We start from the raw sequence: 18433 nt of genomic DNA on the forward strand, positions 1-18433 counted from the left end.
GAGCCAATATCTCAGTCGGATAAATATTCGTCTGCATATCATATATAAAAGTGAAAATCAGCTTTTATGGAGGAGGTATTTATGTTTACGAAGGGAAATTCTTTACTGCTTAAGATCAAGGATCCGGGCAGTTTCTTTACACATTATGTTGCAATGATTCTTTCCATAATAGCTGCAATACCGCTTTTTTACAGGGTGGCGCAGCATCCGAGTCCGGAGCGCATACTTGCTTTTGGGATATTTGCATTGAGTATAGTTCTTCTTTATGCCGCAAGCTCCACCTATCATCTTATTGATATATCACCGAAGGTTAATGACACTTTGAAGAAGATAGACCATATGATGATCTATATGCTTATAGCAGGTAGCTATACTCCTATTTGTGCCATAGCTCTCGGGGACAGGACGGGCTGGCTGCTGCTTCTGGTTGTATGGATTCTGTCAGCCATAGGTATGGCCGTAAACATTATCTATATCCATACTCCCAAGTGGCTCAATGCTCTCATTTATATCGCTCTCGGCTGGTTATGTGTAACTGCCATCATGAAGATCAGGGCTTCGCTTACAGATGCTGAGTTTTCTCTGCTTTTCTGGGGCGGTGTGATTTATACCATCGGCGGCATCATATATGCTTTGAAGCTTCCTGTATTTGAGCGTTTCCCGAAATATTTCAGAAATCATGAGATATTCCATTGCTTCGTCATCGCAGGTTCTATGTGCCACTACGGCGTGATGATTCTGTTGGCGGGTTGATATGCAATCCCGGTTTATTAAAAAGTGTAATATTATCCTCCATGTACCCTTAAGGTGCATGGAGCTTTTTTATTGTATCGCGGAAGAGAACCGTCCCCATTGGATTTCCGGAGTGAATATTTTCAGGAAGCTTCTGACTCCGGACAACACTGCCACAGCGTCAAGTTTTTTTGACAAACTTATTGAAATCCCTATGAAAAAGGCATTAACCTATGTTATATTTAGAGGACATATGGACATATTGATGTCTATTTATTTCCAGGTAAATGGGGGACTAAAATGAAACAGAACAATATGATCGCTCTTGGAGTTATCGGTGTTGGTATAGTTGCTGCAGTAGTTACAGGTATGCAGTCAAAGGATCTCGGAACCTCAAGCAGTGCTCCGAAGAGTAAGATTCCTGCAGATGCTGTTAAGGTAGAAGGTGTTGGTCAGGGCATGGACGGAGACGTTAAGGTTGAGCTTATCCTTACTAAGGATAAGATTTATTCCATCAATGTTACAGAGCAGAACGAAACGCCAAATATCGGAACCATGGCAGTTGACCAGCTTCCTGCAAGCATCTTTGAGGCAAACAGCATTGACGTTGATGCTGTAACAGGTGCTACCGTTACATCAACAGCTATTAAGAATGCTACCGTTGAGGCTATCAAGGCTGCAGGTTTTGATCCGACAGTATTCGGCTATGTAGAGAAGGAGACTGTAGAAGTTAATCTTGATGAGATTCCTGCTGACGCAGTTACAGCTACCGGAGAAGCACAGGGACTTATGGGACCTGTTACTGTTGAGATCACAGCAACTGCCGACAAGATCTATAATGTTGTTGCCAAGGGCGACCAGGAGACTCCTACCATTGGAGGTGTAGCTCTCGAAGAGCTTCCCGGCGAAATGATCAAAAATAATACACTTGATGTTGATGCCGTTTCAGGTGCTACCGTTACATCTGATGCCATCAAGACAGCCGCTAAGCAGGCTCTTGAGACTGCAGGTCTTGATGCATCTAACTTTACCGGTGCCGCTGCTGATGCAAAGGATTCTCCTGCCGAGACTAAGGAGACTGCTGAGGAAACCACAAGTACAGCAGTTGAGAAAAAAGATATTCCTGCCGATGCAGTGACTGTTACAGGCGAGGCACAGGGACTTATGGGACCTGTTACTGTTGAGATCACAGCTACTGCCGACAAGATCTATGACGTTGTTGCCAAAGGCGAAAAGGAGACTCCAAGCCTTGGAGGTGTAGCTCTCGAACAGCTTCCGGCCGAAATGGTTTCAAAGAACACAATTGATGTTGATGCCGTTTCAGGTGCTACCGTTACATCTGACGCCATCAAGACAGCCGCTAAGCAGGCTCTTGAGAGTGCAGGCTTTGATAAGGCAGATGCACAGGAGAGTGAAGCTGAAGAGAGTAAGGCAGAGGAAAGCGAAGCTGAGACCAAAAAGGATGAAGATTCAAAAGAAGCTGCTGCCGATGAAGTTACAGCTACCGGCGAAGCTCAGGGTATTAACGGTCCTGTCACAGTTGAGGTTACAGCTGTCGCAAACAAGATCATCAATCTTGTTGCAACAGGAGACAAGGAGACCGTCGGTATCGGCACCAAGGCTCTTGAAGAACTTCCGGAGAAAATCCTCTCTGCAAACAGCCTTAATGTTGATGCCATTTCCGGTGCCACAATAACATCTGATGCCATCAAGGAAGCTGCAAAGAAGGCCCTTGAAAGCGCAGGTATAGATCCGTCTGTTTTTACTAAATAACCATTCATTTATTAAGTCTTCAAAAATATAGCATTAATTTGAAATTATGCAGCCGTCCGACACTCCTGTCGGACGGTTTTTTTATCCAGTTATTTATACGGGCTTTCACCTTTTTAAGCTTATTGTTATCTCACTCTTATAATTTCCTAAATTGCGGATTGTTTCCGCATTTTTTTATTTTCTAAAAATCTTTTCTTCACAGTCCTCACTATATGTCATAAAATCATATAAGAACCACAGTATAATTCTTTATTGTAATACACAAATTTTTTTCAAAAAAAGTGTAACCTGTGAACTACATTTCGTGTGTATTAGGATGAAGAGCATAAGGATAGCATCGGAAACCTCATATGCAGTATAGAAATATACCGGACGGTCCGGTTATCCGAAACAGAAACGAGGACATTACATGACTGATCAGGAAATTATAGAGCTTTATTTTGCAAGGTCAGAATCTGCAATAACCGAAACTGCAGCTAAGTATGGCAACTACTGTATCTACATAGCCATGAATATTTTATACAACCGGGAAGACAGTGAGGAATGTGTTAATGACACATGGATGAATACCTGGAACGCAATACCTCCCCAAAGACCTTGTGTACTCAGAACCTTCCTGGGAAAGATAACGAGGAATCTGGCATTGAATATTTACAGGAAACAGACAGCCGCAAAGCGCGGTAATGGAGAAACGGCAGCAGTTATTGAGGAGCTCTCAGAATGCCTTGCCGACACAAAATCTGCCCGTCCGGATGATTTACCGGAGCAGATAACATTAACAGACTGCATCAACCGGTTTCTGGAAAATCAAAAACCTGATCAAAGAAAAATCTTCGTCAGAAGATACTGGTACATGTCTCCCGTCAGTGAGATAGCAGAGGAGTACGGTTTCACCGAAAGCAAGGTGAAAATGGCGCTCAGCCGCATGAGAGCCGCACTTCTTACAACACTTGAAAGTGAGGGGATATCGGTATGAAAAAGGAAACAGAACTTTTAAAAGCCATCGGTGATATCGACGAAAAGTACATTCTTGAAGCGATGCCGAAGGCGCTTGCACAGGAAGAGGGTATTGACGATATCTCTGTCGAAACTGATTCCGGCAAAGACAGTGCCTCTGAGAAACATTCTACTGCAGAAAACGGATCCGAAAACGACAAGGTGATACATTTAAATACCAAGCGGCGTTTTAAGCCCCTGGGCACCGTTGCAGCCGCCCTTATCCTGGCTCTGGGATTTGGAACATATATGGCAGTCTTCAACGGAAATAAAGAAGTCCTGGCTCCACAGGCTGTTCAGCAGGATGCGGCTTCGGCAGAGGCAGTTTCCGGAGATTCCGCTTCTGCTGATAATGCAGAAGAGAAACCTTCGGTACTTAGAAGTATCAAGCCCACTCAGAGAGAAGAATTTGCCAATGACGTTCCCTCTGAAGCACAGGCCAAAACCGAAAATCCCCCCAAAGCATCATCGGAAAATGCTTTATCGGAGGAAAATACAGCAATGGATGGCGTTAAAACTGAAGGCGTGGAAGCATCTTCCGAAGAAAAAGAAGATGTTCTTACTATGATCGCAAATCCCTGGCTCGACAGCAGCACCCTCTCCGATGCGGAAAAGGATGCAGGATTTGATATCACGATACCTGAAAGCTTTTTAGACTGTAATGCCGGAATCTTCAGGTCGATGACCGGTAAAATGCTGGAGATCATCTATAATGACGCAGCTTCTCATGAAGCCTTCCGTATCAGAAAGTCCAATGCCAAAGACCAGGACATAAGCGGAGATTACAACAGCTATGATAACGAGAGGGCAGTCAGCATAGAAGGAACAGAGGTTACTCTCAAGGGTACAGGTGATAATGTCTATGTCGCCATCTGGGCTAAGGATGATCACAGCTACGCCATAGACATTGACAGCACACAAAATATCGGAGAATCAGAAATTACGGAACTTATAAAACAGATTTCGTAAAAAATATCAATCACAAAGGAAGGAGATAAGTTATGAAAAAAAGATCTATCAAATTAAACCTTAAAAAAGTAACAGCTCTTACTGCTGCATTTGTTTTATCAGTCATGGCACTGATGGCCTGCGGAAGCAAGTCTTCTGCCACAAGCGACAATTATAATTATAAAAGCGCCGGGTCCAACTATATGTCAGAAGCCAGAATACCTATGGCAGATGCGGCTGCGGGGGCAGACATGTACTCAGCAAACTATGCCGAGGAAGCCGACGAAGGTGCGGTTTTGGGTGCGGCATACTCTTCCGAAACTGCTGCGGACGGATCTGAAAATTCTAATGTAGACACACAGAAGATTCCCGATGATCGTAAGCTCATCAGAAATGTCAATCTTTCATTCGAAACAACGGAATTTGACTCCTTTGTAAGAGATATCCAGAACAGAACCACAGAGCTTGGCGGTTATGTGGAATCCAGTGACATTAATGGAAATGCAAAAACAAACTCAAGCCGTTATGCCTATTTCACCTTACGTATCCCAAAGCCACAGGTTGATGCCTTCCTGGAATTTGCCGAAGGAAGCGCTAATCTCACAAGAAAATACGAAAATACACAGGATATAACATTAAAATATCATGATACTGAATCCAGAAAGAAAGCGCTGAAGGAAGAGTATAATCGGCTTCTCGAGCTCATGGCTCAGGCAGAGTCCGTTGATGCCATCATTTCCATCGAAGAGCGTCTTTCAGATATCCGATATGAGCTTGAAAACTATGAATCCAACCTTCGTTCCTATGACAATCAGGTTGAATACTCAACCATAACAGTGGATGTTTCCGAAACAAAGGTTTACACACCTACACCTAAGACCACATTCTGGGGACGTATAGCAGCAAATCTCGAATCAAATTTAGTAGATCTTGCCGAAGCAATGACCGATTTCCTCATCTGGTTCATTTCAAGCATACCTGTATTCATTTTCCTGGCTATCATCTTCTTCATCTTAAAATTTATAGTTAAGGGAATCATTAATGCATGCCGTAAGGGAGCAGAAAAGAGAGCCGCAAAGAAAGCTGCAAAGATGACCGGCATTCCAACCCCTTCAGCTCCGATGCCTGCAACTCCGACCACTGCAGATGTCAAACCCGAACCTGCTGAAGCTGCTTCAAACGACACAACCGAACCTGCTGCTGCAGCCAAAGCGCCGGAGACAAACGAAACATCAGAAAAAACGGATAATAAAAAATAAGTAAATATATAAAAAACGGAAGAAAATGCAAGGGATAACATCCCTTGCATTTTCTGTACCATTTGTGCTATAGTACCAACAAACTTGAGACAAAAGACAGGAGAAAAGCCTCAGGTTAGCGCCAGGACCGTAATTGGTCGACGAGGATGACAGTTATCGAAAGACTCGGCGGATGCTGTCACGGATTTGTGAATCGAAAGAGAAAAAAGAAAAAGCGGAATCAAAACCGTAACAGAAATTTTCTCACTCACTGATGAACTGATGAAAGAGTTGTATAATAGACTTGTGTCACTTTTGAAGTAAGCATTATTCTCTTTAGAAGTGTCAGGTTAAGTCTTGTTTCGTGATGATGTAAGGACGAAAACATTGGCCTGAACATCACCACCGGTTTTTGTATGAATGAAACTCTTCATCCCGTATGTTTTATCAGAGAGGAGATTTTTTTATGTGTGGAATAGTTGGTTTTGTAGGAAATAAGCAGGCAGCGCCTATACTTTTGGACGGACTCAGCAAGCTTGAGTACAGAGGTTATGATTCAGCGGGAATCGCCGTAAGAAACGAAAAAACAGAAATAAAGGTAGTAAAGGCCAAGGGTCGTCTCAAAAACCTTTCGGAAAAGACAGATGAAGGAAAAGCTCTGAAGGGTGAGTGCGGAATCGGTCATACAAGATGGGCCACCCACGGTGAGCCGAGTGAGACCAATGCTCACCCCCACGTCAGCTTCCATAAGCAGGTAGTTGCCGTTCACAACGGTATCATCGAAAACTTCCAGGAGATAAAGGATAAGCTTCTGAAAAAAGGGTATGTATTCTACTCTGAGACAGATACAGAGGTAGCCGTAAACCTGGTTGATTACTATTATCAGAAATACGGTCAGGGCCCCATCGATGCAATATCCCGTGCCATGGTCCGTATCCGCGGATCCTATGCTCTTGAGTTTATGTTTACAGACTATCCCGGAGAGGTCTACGTTGCCCGTAAGGATGCTCCTATGATCATCGGTATCCAGGATGGATCAACCTATATCGCATCTGATGTTCCTGCCATCCTCAAGTACTGCAGAAATGTTTATTACATTGACAATCAGGAAATCGCAAAGCTTACAGCCGGAACCGCAGAGTTCTTCAGTCTCGATCAGGAGCCTGTAACAAAGGAACTGGTTGAGATCAAGATGGATGCTCAGGCAGCAGAGAAGGGCGGCTTTGAGCACTTCATGATGAAGGAAATACATGAACAGCCGAAGGCAGTCCGTGACACCATCAACTCTGTTGTAAAAGACGGCAGGATCGATCTCAGCGGCGTTGGTCTCAGTGAAGCTGAGATCAAAAACATTTCCCAGATTTACATCGTTGCCTGCGGCTCAGCATATCATGTCGGAGTAGTATGCCAGTACGTTCTGGAAGGACTTGCACGTATACCTGTCCGCGTAGAGCTTGCTTCCGAGTTCCGTTACCGTAATCCTATCCTTGATCCTAACGGTCTCGTTATCATCATCAGCCAGTCGGGAGAAACTGCTGACTCACTTGCGGCTCTCCGTGAAGCAAAGGAGAGAGGCGTTAAGACTCTGGGAATCGTTAATGTTATCGGTTCTTCCATTGCCCGTGAAGCCGACAATGTGTTCTATACCTTAGCAGGTCCTGAAATCGCGGTTGCCACCACAAAGGCATATTCAACACAGCTCATTGCAGGTTACACTCTTGCGGTTGAATTTGCAAAGGTACGTGGGGAGATCGACGCAGAACGTTATTCAGCACTTATCTCCGAGATTGAAGCATTACCGCAGAAGATAGAAGATATCCTCAAGGACAAAGAGCGTATCCAGTGGTTTGCAGCCAAGCAGGCCAATGCTCAGGACGTTTTCTTCATCGGAAGAGGAATCGACTATGCCATCGGCCTCGAGGGTTCACTGAAGCTTAAGGAGATAAGCTATATCCACTCCGAAGCCTATGCTGCGGGAGAACTTAAGCACGGAACCATTTCTCTTATTGAAAAAGGCATCCTGGTTGTAGGTATACTGTCACAGCCCGAGCTTTTCGAGAAGACCGTTTCCAACATGGTAGAAGTTAAAGCCAGAGGCGGATACCTTATGGGACTTACCACCTACGGAAACTACAATATAGAAGATACAGCTGACTTCACGGTTTATGTTCCCACCACAGATCCTTACTTTGCAACCTCCCTTGCTGTAATTCCGTTACAGCTCCTTGCATACTATGTAAGTGTTGCCAAGGGTCTCGATGTTGATAAACCAAGAAATCTTGCAAAATCAGTAACTGTTGAATAATAGCAGGAGAGGGGGCAGCCCCCATCACAAAACTCTCAGCATATATTCAGAATATTGTAAGGGGGCTGACCCCTTTACTTGCAACAATTAAAATATTTAGCAGAATATAATCCACCGGGGACGGTTCCCGTAGAGAACCGTCCCCGGTGGTCCTATGTATAACGGATTCCTAAGAGACTCTAAGAGCTCCGGGGGATCCGATTTTTGTATATAAAACCTCCTCCAATGGTATTAAAAAAAACCCGTGGCTCCTCGCTGCCTGTTTCGGGATAAGTAACCATGCGTTTTTTGTATACACCATGCAATCTTTGTATACAATACTTCTTCATGTTTGTGGCTTTTGTTGAATGTGACAAATTTTTAACAACATTTTTGTGGAAAATATGCACTAAATGTCATACACAAATAGGTTTTTTATTGTTATGATTCTTTAATTTTGTTATATTATTTAAAGTCTATGAAATTATTTTTGGAGGTATACGAATATGGGTGTTTCCACTTTTAAAGGTGGCGTCCACCCCTATGACGGCAAGGATCTCGCAAAGGATCAGGCTATAGTAGATCTTAAGCCTAAGCCACAGGGGGTTATGGTTTATCCGGTATCTCAGCACATAGGTGCTCCCGCAAAACCGATAGTTGAAAAGGGAGATCATGTCCTTGTAGGACAGAAGATTGCTGAGGCAGGCGGATTCGTTTCCAGCCCGGTTATCTGTTCAGTTTCAGGTACCGTAAAGGCTATAGAGAAGCGACTTACAGCCGGCGGAGCCGTAGTAGACGCTATCGTCGTTGACAACGACCAGAATTATGAAGCTATTGAAGGATTCGGTCAGGCAAGAGACTATACCAAGCTCAGCCGTGACGAGATCGTCAATATCGTTAAGGAGGCTGGTATCGTTGGTCTTGGAGGTGCCGGATTCCCGACATCAGTTAAACTCATGCCCAAAAACATTGACAAGATCGATTATTTCCTTGTTAATGCCGCAGAGTGTGAGCCATATCTTACATCTGATTACAGAGACATGATGGAGACTCCTGAAAAGATCATCGGTGGTCTCAAGGTCATTCTCTCTATATTCCCTAATGCAAAAGGTGTTATCTGTGTAGAAGACAACAAACCTGATGCCATCAAGATTCTTACGGAAAAGGCACAGGGCGAGTCAAACATAGAGGTTGCAGCTCTTCAGACAAAGTACCCTCAGGGTGGTGAGCGTCAGCTTATTTTTGCTGTTACCGGCAGAAAGATCAACGCTTCAATGCTTCCTGCAGATGCGGGCTGCGTAGTTGACAATGCAGACACCGTGGTTGCTATCTATGAGGCTGTATGCGAGTCAAAGCCTCTGGTAAGAAAGATTGTAACAGTTACCGGTGACGCTGTAGCAAAGCCCGGCAACTTCAGGGTACCTCTCGGTATGAACTACCAGGAGATCATCGATCAGGCAGGCGGTTTCAAGGCCGATCCCGAAAAGATCATCTGCGGTGGTCCTATGATGGGTATCCCTCTTTTTAAGCTTGATGTACCTGTAGCAAAGAATTCATCTTCAATTCTTGCACTGCTTCACGATCCTGTTGCAGCAGAGCCTACAACAGCATGTATCAACTGTGGACGCTGCGTTGAAGCATGTCCCGAGAATCTTGTTCCCACAATGCTTATGAAAGCAGGTCTCAACAAGGATACATCAAAGTTCGCAGAGCTTTACGGTATGGAGTGTATCGAGTGCGGCTGCTGTTCATACGTTTGCCCTGCCAAGAGACCTCTTACCCAGGCTTTCAAACAGATGAAGCGCCTTGTCAATGCAGAGAAGAGAGCTGCTGCCGCAAAGGCAAAGGCTGAAGCCGAAGCAAAGGCAAAAGAAGAAACAAAATCTACTGAGGAGGTGAAGAAATGAATAAGATGTTAAATCTTTCCTCAAATCCTCACATTCGTGATGAAGTTACCACTTCCGAGATCATGCGTGATGTTGTTATCGCCATGATTCCTACAACTATCTACGGTATCATACAGTGGGGCTTCAATGCTGCCCTGGTTGTTATCCTGACAGTGGCATTTGCAGTACTTTCAGAGTATGCCTATGAGAAATTCATGAAGATGACGATCACCATAGGTGACTGGTCAGCTGCGGTAACAGGTCTTATCCTTGCACTTAACTGCCCGCCGGATATCCCTGTATGGATTCCCTGCGTAGGTGCTGTTTTCGCCATCATCGTTATCAAGATGCTTTACGGCGGACTCGGAAAGAACTGGATGAACCCGGCTCTTGGTGCAAGATGCTTCCTTCTTATCTCTTTCGCAGGAAAGATGACCGGTTGGACAGTAGTAGGACCGGACGCCATGTCAGGTGCAACACCTCTTGCTTTCATGAAAGCCGGCGGAGATATGGCCAAGGTTGACCTCATGAACCTTTTCCTCGGACGTATCCCGGGAACCATCGGTGAAGTTTCAAAGCTCTGCCTCCTTTTCGGTGCAGCTTACCTCATCATTAAGAAGGTAATATCTCCGAAGATCCCTTGCATCTACATTGCAACAGTAGCTGTATTCACACTGCTTTTCGGCGGTCACGGATTTGATATCAACTATCTCCTGTGCGAGATCCTTGGCGGTGGACTTATCTTCGGTGCCTTCTTCATGGCAACTGATTATGTTACATCACCTATCACTCCAAAGGGACAGATTGTTTACGCAGTCATCCTTGGTGTCATGACAGGACTTTTCCGTCTGTTCGGTGGTTCAGCAGAGGGCGTTTCCTATGCGATCATCCTTACAAACATTATCGTTCCTGTTATAAACCTTAAGACTATTCCAAAGGCATTCGGAAGGGAGGATGAGAAGTAATGAAGAAAGAATCTTTTGTAAAAGACGCCCTCATCCTTACAGCCATCACTCTTGTATCCGGATTACTTCTCGGAGCAGTTTACGGCATGACCAAGGATCAGATTGATTCCATCAAGAATGCTTCCACCATCGCTTCATATCAGGCGGTTATGGCAGCAGAATCCTATGATGATGAGACATACGCAGAAACCCTGGAAACAGCAAAGGCTGAAGGAACAGTATCCGCAGACAACGGCGGAGCAGAGCTCCTTTCAGTAGTTGCCGCAAAGGATGCTTCCGGCGCAGAGATCGGATACATCGTCAAGGCCCAGGCCGCAGGTTACGGCGGAAACGTTGTAGTTGTTATCGGTGTTGACAGTGACTTAAAGGTTACCGGCATTTCCTTCCCTGAAACACTCCCTGAGACTGCAGGTCTCGGCCAGAGAGCTCTTGAACCGGCGTTCTATGAGCAGTTTACAGGCAAGGGAACAAACTTAAGTGTCAAGAAGGGCGGCGGAGCAGGAGAGAGTGAAATCGATGCTATCTCCGGTGCCACAATGACTTCTACAGCAGTTGTTAACTCAACCAATGCTGCAACTGAGTTTGTACAGAAATACATCGTAAAGTGAAGGAGGTCGTGATAAATGAATAATAAATATCTTGAAAGAATTTATAACGGCATTATCAAGGAAAATCCTACCTTCATCCTTATGCTTGGTATGTGTCCTACACTTGCTACAACAACAAGTGCGTTCAATGCCATCGGTATGGGTCTTTCCACTACCGCCGTTCTTATGTTTTCAAACATGGTGATCTCCGGACTCAGAAATATCATTCCTAACAGAGTGAGACTTCCGGGTGAGATCGTAGTTATAGCATCTCTCGTTACCATCGTACAGCTTCTCATGCAGGCATATACACCTGCTGTATACGAGGCGCTGGGAATCTATATCCCACTTATCGTAGTTAACTGTATCATTCTTGGTAGAGCAGAGGCATATGCACTTTTCAATACTCCTGTCCTTTCCTTCTGTGACGGTCTCGGCATGGGTATCGGATTTACACTTGCATTGACAGTTCTCGGTTCAGTTCGTGAGATCATCGGTAAGGGTTCTCTTTTCGGATTCCAGCTTATTCCTGAGGAGTTCAGTATCGGTATCTTTGCCCTTGCTCCGGGTGCATTCATCGTGCTTGCATTCCTTGCAGCCATCCAGAACAAACTTAAGCTTCCTTCAGCCACAAATGGCGGAGAAGAAGTTCCTGAGTTCGTTACTTCAGGTGACCTGCTTGGTGCATTTAATAAGATTGAAGAAGCTCCAGCTTCTGAAGTTAAGAAGGAGGCGTGAGCATGTTAGATCTGTTATTGATTGCAATTAAATATTCACTTGTATCAAACGTTGTACTGTCCCAGTTCCTCGGAATCTGTGCTTTCCTTGGTGTTTCAAAGAAGGTTGATTCTTCAAAGGGTATGGGCGCAGCCGTTATCTTCGTTATCGTGCTTGCATCCCTGGTTTCCCACGCTATCTACGTGGTATTCATGGCTGCATCATCACCTTTGTGCAAGGCTCTGGGTCTTAAGGATGGTCTTGAGTATCTCACAACCATCGTTTTCATCCTGGTTATCGCCGCACTGGTTCAGCTGGTTGAGATGTTTATGAAGAAGAACATGAAGGGTCTCTATGACGCTCTCGGTGTTTTCCTTCCGCTTATCACAACAAACTGTGCCGTTCTCGGTGTTGCACTGAATAACGTAACTTACGGATACAATTTCGTAGAATGTCTCGTATACGGTCTCGGTATCTCCATCGGATTTGCACTTGCTCTTATCCTTATGGCATTTATCAGAGAGAACGTTATCGAGGGCAATGACAGCATCCCGAAGTCATTCCAGGGATCACCTATCGTGCTCCTCACAGCCGGACTTATGGCTATAGCATTCTTCGGATTTGCCGGTCTTGTATAAGGAGGTAACGACGTGATAGTAACATTTATTTTGGTCGCTGCCGGACTTGTAGGTGCGACCGGACTTATCCTTGGCATGTTCCTCGGAGTAGCCTCTGAGAAGTTCAAGGTAGAAGTTGATGAAACAGAAGCAAACGTAAGAGCAGCTCTTCCCGGCAACAACTGCGGTGCCTGCGGATTCCCCGGATGTGACGGCTGTGCAAAGGCTATCGCATCAGGAGAAGCTCCCGTAGATCAGTGTCCTGTAGGTGGTCCTGCTGTTGCAGTAAAAATTGCTGCGATCATGGGTACAAACGCATCAGGCGAACAGGCTGATAAGAAGGTTGCTTACGTAAGATGCCAGGGTGACTGTGATAAGGCAAAACAGGCTTACCACTACACCGGAATAGCAGACTGCCGTGACCTCGCTGTTGTACCTAACGGTTCAGAAAAAGAGTGTCCTTACAGCTGCTGCGGATACGGAACCTGTGTTAAGGCTTGTAAATTTGATGCCATCCACATCGTAAACGGAGTGGCAAAGGTTGATAAGGAAAAGTGTGTTGCCTGCGGAGCCTGCGTTAAGGCATGTCCAAAGAACATCATCGCTATCGTTCCTTATAAGAAGAAGCACATCGTTTCCTGCCAGAATCATCTCAAGGGCAAGCAGGTTAAGGATTCCTGCTCAATCGGATGTATCGCCTGCGGAATGTGTGAAAAGAATTGTCCTTTCGATGCAATCCATGTTATCGATGGTCTTGCAGTTATGAATGATAAGTGTAAGGACTGTGGCATCTGTGCCCAGAAGTGTCCTACAGGTGCTATTACAGGCAAGCGTCCCGTAAAGCCTGCCGCACCAAAGGCACCGGCTGCAGCTCCTGCCGCTACAGAAGCCAAGGCTTCGGCACCCGCTCCGGCAGAAAAACCTGCAGAGCAGCCTAAAGATACAACATCTGCCAATGCCTGATAGAAAATAATTTCTATAGACCAAGATGGAAAAACCCCTCACCTCATAGGAGGTGAGGGGTTTTTCTGTTGCAATTGCCCCTTATCCTGTATATACATCAGATCAAGAGCAGTTACTCATCTGATGAAAGATTCCAAAAACAGCTCAATTCAACTGTGTCATTAATTACCGCCTGTAAAAATCTCGCCCCCGGTGCCAAAAGTTAATTCAGGGGCTTGTTATACAATTTTCAGTAAATTTATACGCATTTTATTCATACAAGCTCAACAGAATTATTGCCTTTGACGGAGAATTAGTGTAAAATTTAACATTGTATACATAGGGAATCCGAAATTTATTTTCTTTTATCCTCTTATAATGCGTATCAGACAGTATTTGCAAAACACTAACGGATACGCAGGAATACACTCACACATCCGTATGTTTTTTCCCGGAAAGCAACGAATGACAGAGTGTTTTATTTTACGGTGCGGAAACTAATTATATTTTGGAAATTGCCGAAAATACGAAGGTAGAAAAGTTTTATCAAAAAGCATGTCGACTTTTTACTAGGAGGAAACTTATGGAATTACAGATTCAGGATTTGGTCACATCGATCCGTAAAGAGGGTATCGATGCTGCCAACGCAGAGGCAGAATCTATCATTGCGGAAGCTAAGAAAAAAGCTGCTGCAATCGTTTCCGATGCCAAGGCAGAAGCAGCAAACGCCAAAGCCACAGCAGAAAAGGAAATCGGAATCATGAAAGAAAGTGCTTCTGTCAGCGCTGAGCAGGCGAAACGGGATGCCGTGCTTGCTTTTAAGACAGAAGTCCAGACCGCATTTGAAAACATTCTCAAAAACGATGTAAAGAAGGCACTGACCGGAGAGTCTCTCGGAAAACTCATCCGCGCAGCGGTTACCGGCGAAGATGTATCCAAGTATACCGCCGAAGTAGCTGAAGTTTCAGATGCTTTAAAGGGTGAGCTTGCACAGGAGATCAAGGACGGACTTGAGATCAAACCCACAAAGAACGTAAAAGCAGGCTTCCGTCTTGCGGCTAATGACGGATCCGGATATTTTGCATGTACCGAAGATGAAATTGCCGAGATGATGATGCCGTACTTCAGAAACCTTGAGATTTAAACGGAGGTAAAAGATGGCTGCATATTATTATCTGATATCAAGCCTGCCTGACCTCAAAAGTGACGGAGATATGCCTCTGAGCTACCAGGAATTCCTTGACATGTGCGAAACACAGGTAAGTGAATCCAATTACAAGCTTCTAAAGGATTTAACATTATCCTCAACAGATGGACCTCTTATCAAGGAGTGGAACCGGGTTTACGGGTCTCTTACGAAAGAGCTTAACTATCAGAGAAGCATGAAGCTTGGAAAGACTTATCCGACGCCCGAAACAAAGGATTTCATGACTGCCCAGATTGTCAGCTCTGCTCTTGCAGCGAAGGATCCTCTCGAAGCAGAAAAGATCATGCTGGATTATGAATTCCAGCAGCTTGATGAACTGGTAGGATTACACATGTTCGACGATCATGTATTGTTCGGATATGCCGTAAAACTAAAATTACTGGAGCGTCAGGGCTGCTTTGATCACGATAAGGGCAGTACGGAATTCCGACAGCTACTTGGTGAGGTACAGCAGCGCGTTTACAATTTGTAATTAATATAAATTAATCGGGAGACTTATATGGAAACAGTAACAGGACATGTGACTGGCATCAATAGTAACATGGCGAATGTAAGCTTCGACGGAGCTGTCCGCAAGAATGAAGTAGGTTATATTCTTGTAGGCGACAAGCGTCTGAAGGGCGAGGTTATTCGTATTACTAACGGCGTAGCCAGTATGCAGATTTATGAGATGTCAAACGGCATCAAAGTTGGTGATCCGGTAGAATTCACCGGAGAGCTGATGAGCGTTGATCTGGGCCCGGGCATCCTGACACAGATTTACGACGGACTTCAGAACCCACTTCCTGAACTTGCAGAGCAGTGTGGTTTCTTCCTACAGAGAGGTGTTTACCTTGACGCTATCCCTAACCGCGACTGGGAGTTCACTCCGGTAGCCAAGGTTGGTGATAATGTTGTTGCCGGTGACACCATCGGTACCGTTCCTGAGGGTATCTTCACCCACAAGATCATGGTTCCGTTTACATTACAGGGCGATGACTGGGTTGTTAAATCCATAAATGGTAAGGGTTCTTACAATGTCCGCTCTACCATTTGCGTTATCTCAAATGGTGCAGGAGAGGAAAAAGAACTTTCCATGGTCATCACTCAGCCTATCAAACAGCCTATCAAGTGCTATGAAGAGAGATTAAGACCGGATGAGCCGCTTATCATGAAGCTCCGCTGCGTGGATGCATTCCTTCCTGTAGCAAAGGGCGGAACCTTCTGTGTTCCCGGACCTTTCGGAGCAGGTAAAACCGTTCTTCAGCACATGGAAGCTAAAAACGGAGAAGCTGATATCGTTGTTATCGCAGCCTGCGGAGAGCGTGCAGGTGAGGTAGTTGAAGTACTTACAGAGTTCCCTGAGCTGGATGACCCACGTACAGGCCGTTCACTTATGGAAAGAACCATCATTATCTGTAACACTTCTTCAATGCCTGTTGCAGCGAGAGAAGCATCCTGCTACACAGCCGTAACAATCGCAGAGTATTACAGACAGATGGGACTTAACGTTCTCCTCCTTGCAGACTCAACTTCACGTTGGGCACAGGCCATGAGAGAGATGAGCGGACGTCTTGAGGAGATTCCGGGCGAGGAAGCTTTCCCTGCATATCTGGAGTCAACCATCGCTTCCTTCTATGAAAGAGCCGGAAAGGTTCGTCTTAAGGACGGTTCTATCGGATCTGTAACCATCGGTGGAACAGTATCCCCTGCCGGCGGTAACTTCGAGGAACCTGTTACTCAGGCAACTCTTAAGGTTGTAGGTGCATTCCACGGACTTTCCCGTGAGAGATCCGATGCCCGTAAGTATCCGGCCATCCATCCGATGGATTCCTGGTCAAAGTATCCCGGAATCATCGAAATGGATCTCGTAGAAAGGGCAAGAGGAATCCTCCGCAGAAGTATCGAAATCAACCAGATGATGAAGGTTGTCGGTGAGGAAGGTACAACAGCAGAAGATTACATCACCTATCAGAAGGGTGAGCTTCTCGACGCGGTTTATCTGCAGCAGAACTCCTTCGATCCTATCGATGCTGCCTGCCCGCCGGAGAGACAGAAAATCGAGTTTGATGTCCTTTATGATTCATTGATGCAGAAATATGACCTCGAAGATAAAGACGAGATCCGTTCTTTCTTCAACCAGTTAAGACAGGAATTCCTTGATTGGCATGGAACTGTTTTTGAGACACCTGAGTTTGAAGCACAGAAGACCAAGATCACGGATTTATATAAATCGAAGGCATTAGCTTAGGAGGTCTTATGCAGAAAGTATATACAAAAATCGAGTCAATCGTCGGCAACGTTGTTACCGTCAAGGCCGAGGGAATCAAAAATGGTGACCTTGCTTTGGTTGGAAACAGCTATGCCAATGTTATAAAGCTGGACAAGGATATCGTTTCGCTTCAGGTTTTTGCCGGCGCACAGGGCGTAAGTACAAACGACCCGGTTCGTTTCCTTGGCAGACCGATGCAGGTTTCCTTCTCATCACACCTTTTAGGTCGTATATTTGACGGTGCCGGCGTTCCAAGAGACAATGGTCCGGCTCTTACAGAAAATATGATAGATATCGGCGGTCCTTCCTTTAACCCTGCGAAGCGTATCGTTCCGAAGAAGATGATCCGTACCGGTATCCCTATGATCGATCTGTTCAACACTCTCGTTGAAAGTCAGAAGCTTCCTATATTCTCCGTTTCCGGAGAACCTTATAACCAGCTTCTTTCACGTATCGCCATGCAGGCAGAGGTTGACGTTATCGTTCTTGGCGGAATGGGTCTGAAATATGATGACTACCTGGCATTCCGTGACACTCTTGAAAAGGGCGGTGCTATGAGCCACACAGTTATGTTCATTCATACTGCTGCGGATCCTACCGTTGAGAGTACACTGGTTCCCGATATGTCACTTGCAGTTGCAGAGCAGTTCGCTCTTGAAGGAAAGAAAGTACTTGTACTTCTTACAGATATGACCAGCTACTGTGACGCTCAGAAGGAGCTGGCTATCACCATGGAGCAGGTTCCTTCAAACCGTGGTTACCCGGGAGATCTTTACAGTACACTTGCTTCCCGTTATGAGAAGGCCGTTGCCATCGAAGGTGCAGGTTCCATCACTATCCTTGGTGTAACTACCATGCCCGGTGATGACGTTACTCACCCTGTTCCTGATAACACAGGATACATCACAGAGGGTCAGTTCTATCTTAAGAACGGACACATCGAGCCATTTGGTTCCCTGTCCAGACTTAAGCAGAATGTTAACGGCACAACCCGTGATGACCACCGATCACTTATGGATGGTATGATCAAGCTCTATGCACAGTACAAGGAAAGTCTTGAGAAAAAGTCCATGGGCTTTACCATGAGTGCATGGGATGACAAGCTTCTTAAGTATGGTGAGATGTTCGAGTCCAAGCTTATGGACCTTAGTGTTAACATTCCGCTGGAAGCTGCTCTTGATCTTGGCTGGGAAATCCTTGCCGATTGTTTTGAGCCTAATGAGACAGGTCTCAAGACAAATCTCATCAAGGAAAGATGGCCAAAGAAGTTGGATGAGTAAAGGAGCGGTT

The 18433-nt window shown here is 45.3% G+C and carries 16 protein-coding genes; all 16 read left to right on the forward strand.

From position 1 onward, the window contains the following. Positions 1–81 precede the first annotated feature (81 nt). On the forward strand, positions 82–753 hold the full coding sequence (gene trhA, locus T357_RS0113535) for a PAQR family membrane homeostasis protein TrhA (RefSeq protein WP_031553666.1): 672 nt from the start codon (positions 82–84) through the stop codon (positions 751–753). Positions 754–1032: 279 nt separating this feature from the next. After that, positions 1033–2505, forward strand: a complete 1473-nt coding sequence (locus T357_RS0113545; protein WP_049962434.1) for an FMN-binding protein — start codon at positions 1033–1035, stop codon at positions 2503–2505. Between the two features lie 409 nt (positions 2506–2914). Beyond that, on the forward strand, positions 2915–3481 hold the full coding sequence (locus T357_RS0113550) for an RNA polymerase sigma factor (RefSeq protein ID WP_031553673.1): 567 nt from the start codon (positions 2915–2917) through the stop codon (positions 3479–3481). Then, complete coding sequence (locus T357_RS0113555; protein ID WP_031553676.1) at positions 3478–4470, forward strand: hypothetical protein; 993 nt, start codon at positions 3478–3480, stop codon at positions 4468–4470. Before T357_RS0113550 ends, T357_RS0113555 begins: the two co-directional genes overlap by 4 nt. Before the next feature lie 32 nt (positions 4471–4502). Beyond that, positions 4503–5708: a DUF4349 domain-containing protein gene (locus T357_RS20445; protein ID WP_049962435.1), complete on the forward strand. Its 1206-nt coding sequence runs from the start codon at positions 4503–4505 to the stop codon at positions 5706–5708. A 445-nt stretch (positions 5709–6153) separates the two neighbouring features. Further along, positions 6154–7992 carry a glutamine--fructose-6-phosphate transaminase (isomerizing) gene (gene glmS, locus T357_RS0113565; RefSeq protein ID WP_031553684.1) on the forward strand — a complete coding sequence of 613 codons (1839 nt, stop codon included), beginning with the start codon at positions 6154–6156 and terminating at the stop codon, positions 7990–7992. Positions 7993–8477: 485 nt separating this feature from the next. Then, positions 8478–9878, forward strand: coding sequence for an electron transport complex subunit RsxC (gene rsxC / locus T357_RS0113570; RefSeq protein ID WP_031553688.1), 1401 nt, complete (start codon positions 8478–8480; stop codon positions 9876–9878). Beyond that, a complete protein-coding gene (locus tag T357_RS0113575) occupies positions 9875–10822 on the forward strand; it encodes an RnfABCDGE type electron transport complex subunit D (RefSeq protein WP_031553691.1) in 948 nt (315 codons plus the stop codon). Before rsxC ends, T357_RS0113575 begins: the two co-directional genes overlap by 4 nt. Next, on the forward strand, positions 10822–11430 hold the full coding sequence (locus T357_RS0113580) for an RnfABCDGE type electron transport complex subunit G (protein ID WP_031553694.1): 609 nt from the start codon (positions 10822–10824) through the stop codon (positions 11428–11430). The genes T357_RS0113575 and T357_RS0113580 overlap by 1 nt, the downstream gene beginning before the upstream one ends. Positions 11431–11445: 15 nt before the next feature. Next, positions 11446–12147, forward strand: coding sequence for an electron transport complex subunit RsxE (gene rsxE, locus T357_RS0113585; RefSeq protein WP_044917006.1), 702 nt, complete (start codon positions 11446–11448; stop codon positions 12145–12147). A 2-nt stretch (positions 12148–12149) separates the two neighbouring features. Next, entirely contained in the window at positions 12150–12764 is a 615-nt protein-coding gene (locus tag T357_RS0113590) for an electron transport complex protein RnfA (RefSeq protein ID WP_031553698.1), read from the forward strand. A 12-nt stretch (positions 12765–12776) separates the two neighbouring features. Continuing rightward, a complete protein-coding gene (locus tag T357_RS0113595; RefSeq protein WP_242840117.1) occupies positions 12777–13706 on the forward strand; it encodes an RnfABCDGE type electron transport complex subunit B in 930 nt (309 codons plus the stop codon). A 562-nt stretch (positions 13707–14268) separates the two neighbouring features. Next, positions 14269–14829, forward strand: coding sequence for a hypothetical protein (locus T357_RS0113600; RefSeq protein WP_031553706.1), 561 nt, complete (start codon positions 14269–14271; stop codon positions 14827–14829). A gap of 13 nt (positions 14830–14842) precedes the next feature. Beyond that, positions 14843–15364: a DUF2764 family protein gene (locus T357_RS0113605; protein WP_031553709.1), complete on the forward strand. Its 522-nt coding sequence runs from the start codon at positions 14843–14845 to the stop codon at positions 15362–15364. 27 nt (positions 15365–15391) lie between these two features. Further along, positions 15392–17122: a V-type ATP synthase subunit A gene (locus T357_RS0113610; RefSeq protein WP_031553712.1), complete on the forward strand. Its 1731-nt coding sequence runs from the start codon at positions 15392–15394 to the stop codon at positions 17120–17122. 8 nt (positions 17123–17130) lie between these two features. Then, a complete protein-coding gene (locus tag T357_RS0113615; RefSeq protein WP_031553717.1) occupies positions 17131–18423 on the forward strand; it encodes a V-type ATP synthase subunit B in 1293 nt (430 codons plus the stop codon). The last annotated feature ends 10 nt before the right edge of the window (positions 18424–18433 follow it).

The sequence above is a fragment of the Oribacterium sp. FC2011 genome (assembly GCF_000701645.1).
Taxonomy (GTDB): domain Bacteria; phylum Bacillota; class Clostridia; order Lachnospirales; family Lachnospiraceae; genus Oribacterium.

Excerpts from the sequence above, each read along its gene's own strand:
- glmS (WP_031553684.1), top strand. The coding sequence starts at position 6,154 with ATGTGTGGAATAGTTGGTTTTGTAGGAAATAAGCAGGCAGCGCCTATA.
- T357_RS0113580 (WP_031553694.1), top strand. The coding sequence starts at position 10,822 with ATGAAGAAAGAATCTTTTGTAAAAGACGCCCTCATCCTTACAGCCATC.
- T357_RS20445 (WP_049962435.1), top strand. The coding sequence starts at position 4,503 with ATGAAAAAAAGATCTATCAAATTAAACCTTAAAAAAGTAACAGCTCTT.
- T357_RS0113590 (WP_031553698.1), top strand. The coding sequence starts at position 12,150 with ATGTTAGATCTGTTATTGATTGCAATTAAATATTCACTTGTATCAAAC.
- T357_RS0113615 (WP_031553717.1), top strand. The coding sequence starts at position 17,131 with ATGCAGAAAGTATATACAAAAATCGAGTCAATCGTCGGCAACGTTGTT.
- T357_RS0113575 (WP_031553691.1), top strand. The coding sequence starts at position 9,875 with ATGAATAAGATGTTAAATCTTTCCTCAAATCCTCACATTCGTGATGAA.
- T357_RS0113550 (WP_031553673.1), top strand. The coding sequence starts at position 2,915 with ATGACTGATCAGGAAATTATAGAGCTTTATTTTGCAAGGTCAGAATCT.
- trhA (WP_031553666.1), top strand. The coding sequence starts at position 82 with ATGTTTACGAAGGGAAATTCTTTACTGCTTAAGATCAAGGATCCGGGC.
- T357_RS0113610 (WP_031553712.1), top strand. The coding sequence starts at position 15,392 with ATGGAAACAGTAACAGGACATGTGACTGGCATCAATAGTAACATGGCG.
- rsxE (WP_044917006.1), top strand. The coding sequence starts at position 11,446 with ATGAATAATAAATATCTTGAAAGAATTTATAACGGCATTATCAAGGAA.
- T357_RS0113545 (WP_049962434.1), top strand. The coding sequence starts at position 1,033 with ATGAAACAGAACAATATGATCGCTCTTGGAGTTATCGGTGTTGGTATA.
- rsxC (WP_031553688.1), top strand. The coding sequence starts at position 8,478 with ATGGGTGTTTCCACTTTTAAAGGTGGCGTCCACCCCTATGACGGCAAG.
- T357_RS0113600 (WP_031553706.1), top strand. The coding sequence starts at position 14,269 with ATGGAATTACAGATTCAGGATTTGGTCACATCGATCCGTAAAGAGGGT.
- T357_RS0113555 (WP_031553676.1), top strand. The coding sequence starts at position 3,478 with ATGAAAAAGGAAACAGAACTTTTAAAAGCCATCGGTGATATCGACGAA.
- T357_RS0113605 (WP_031553709.1), top strand. The coding sequence starts at position 14,843 with ATGGCTGCATATTATTATCTGATATCAAGCCTGCCTGACCTCAAAAGT.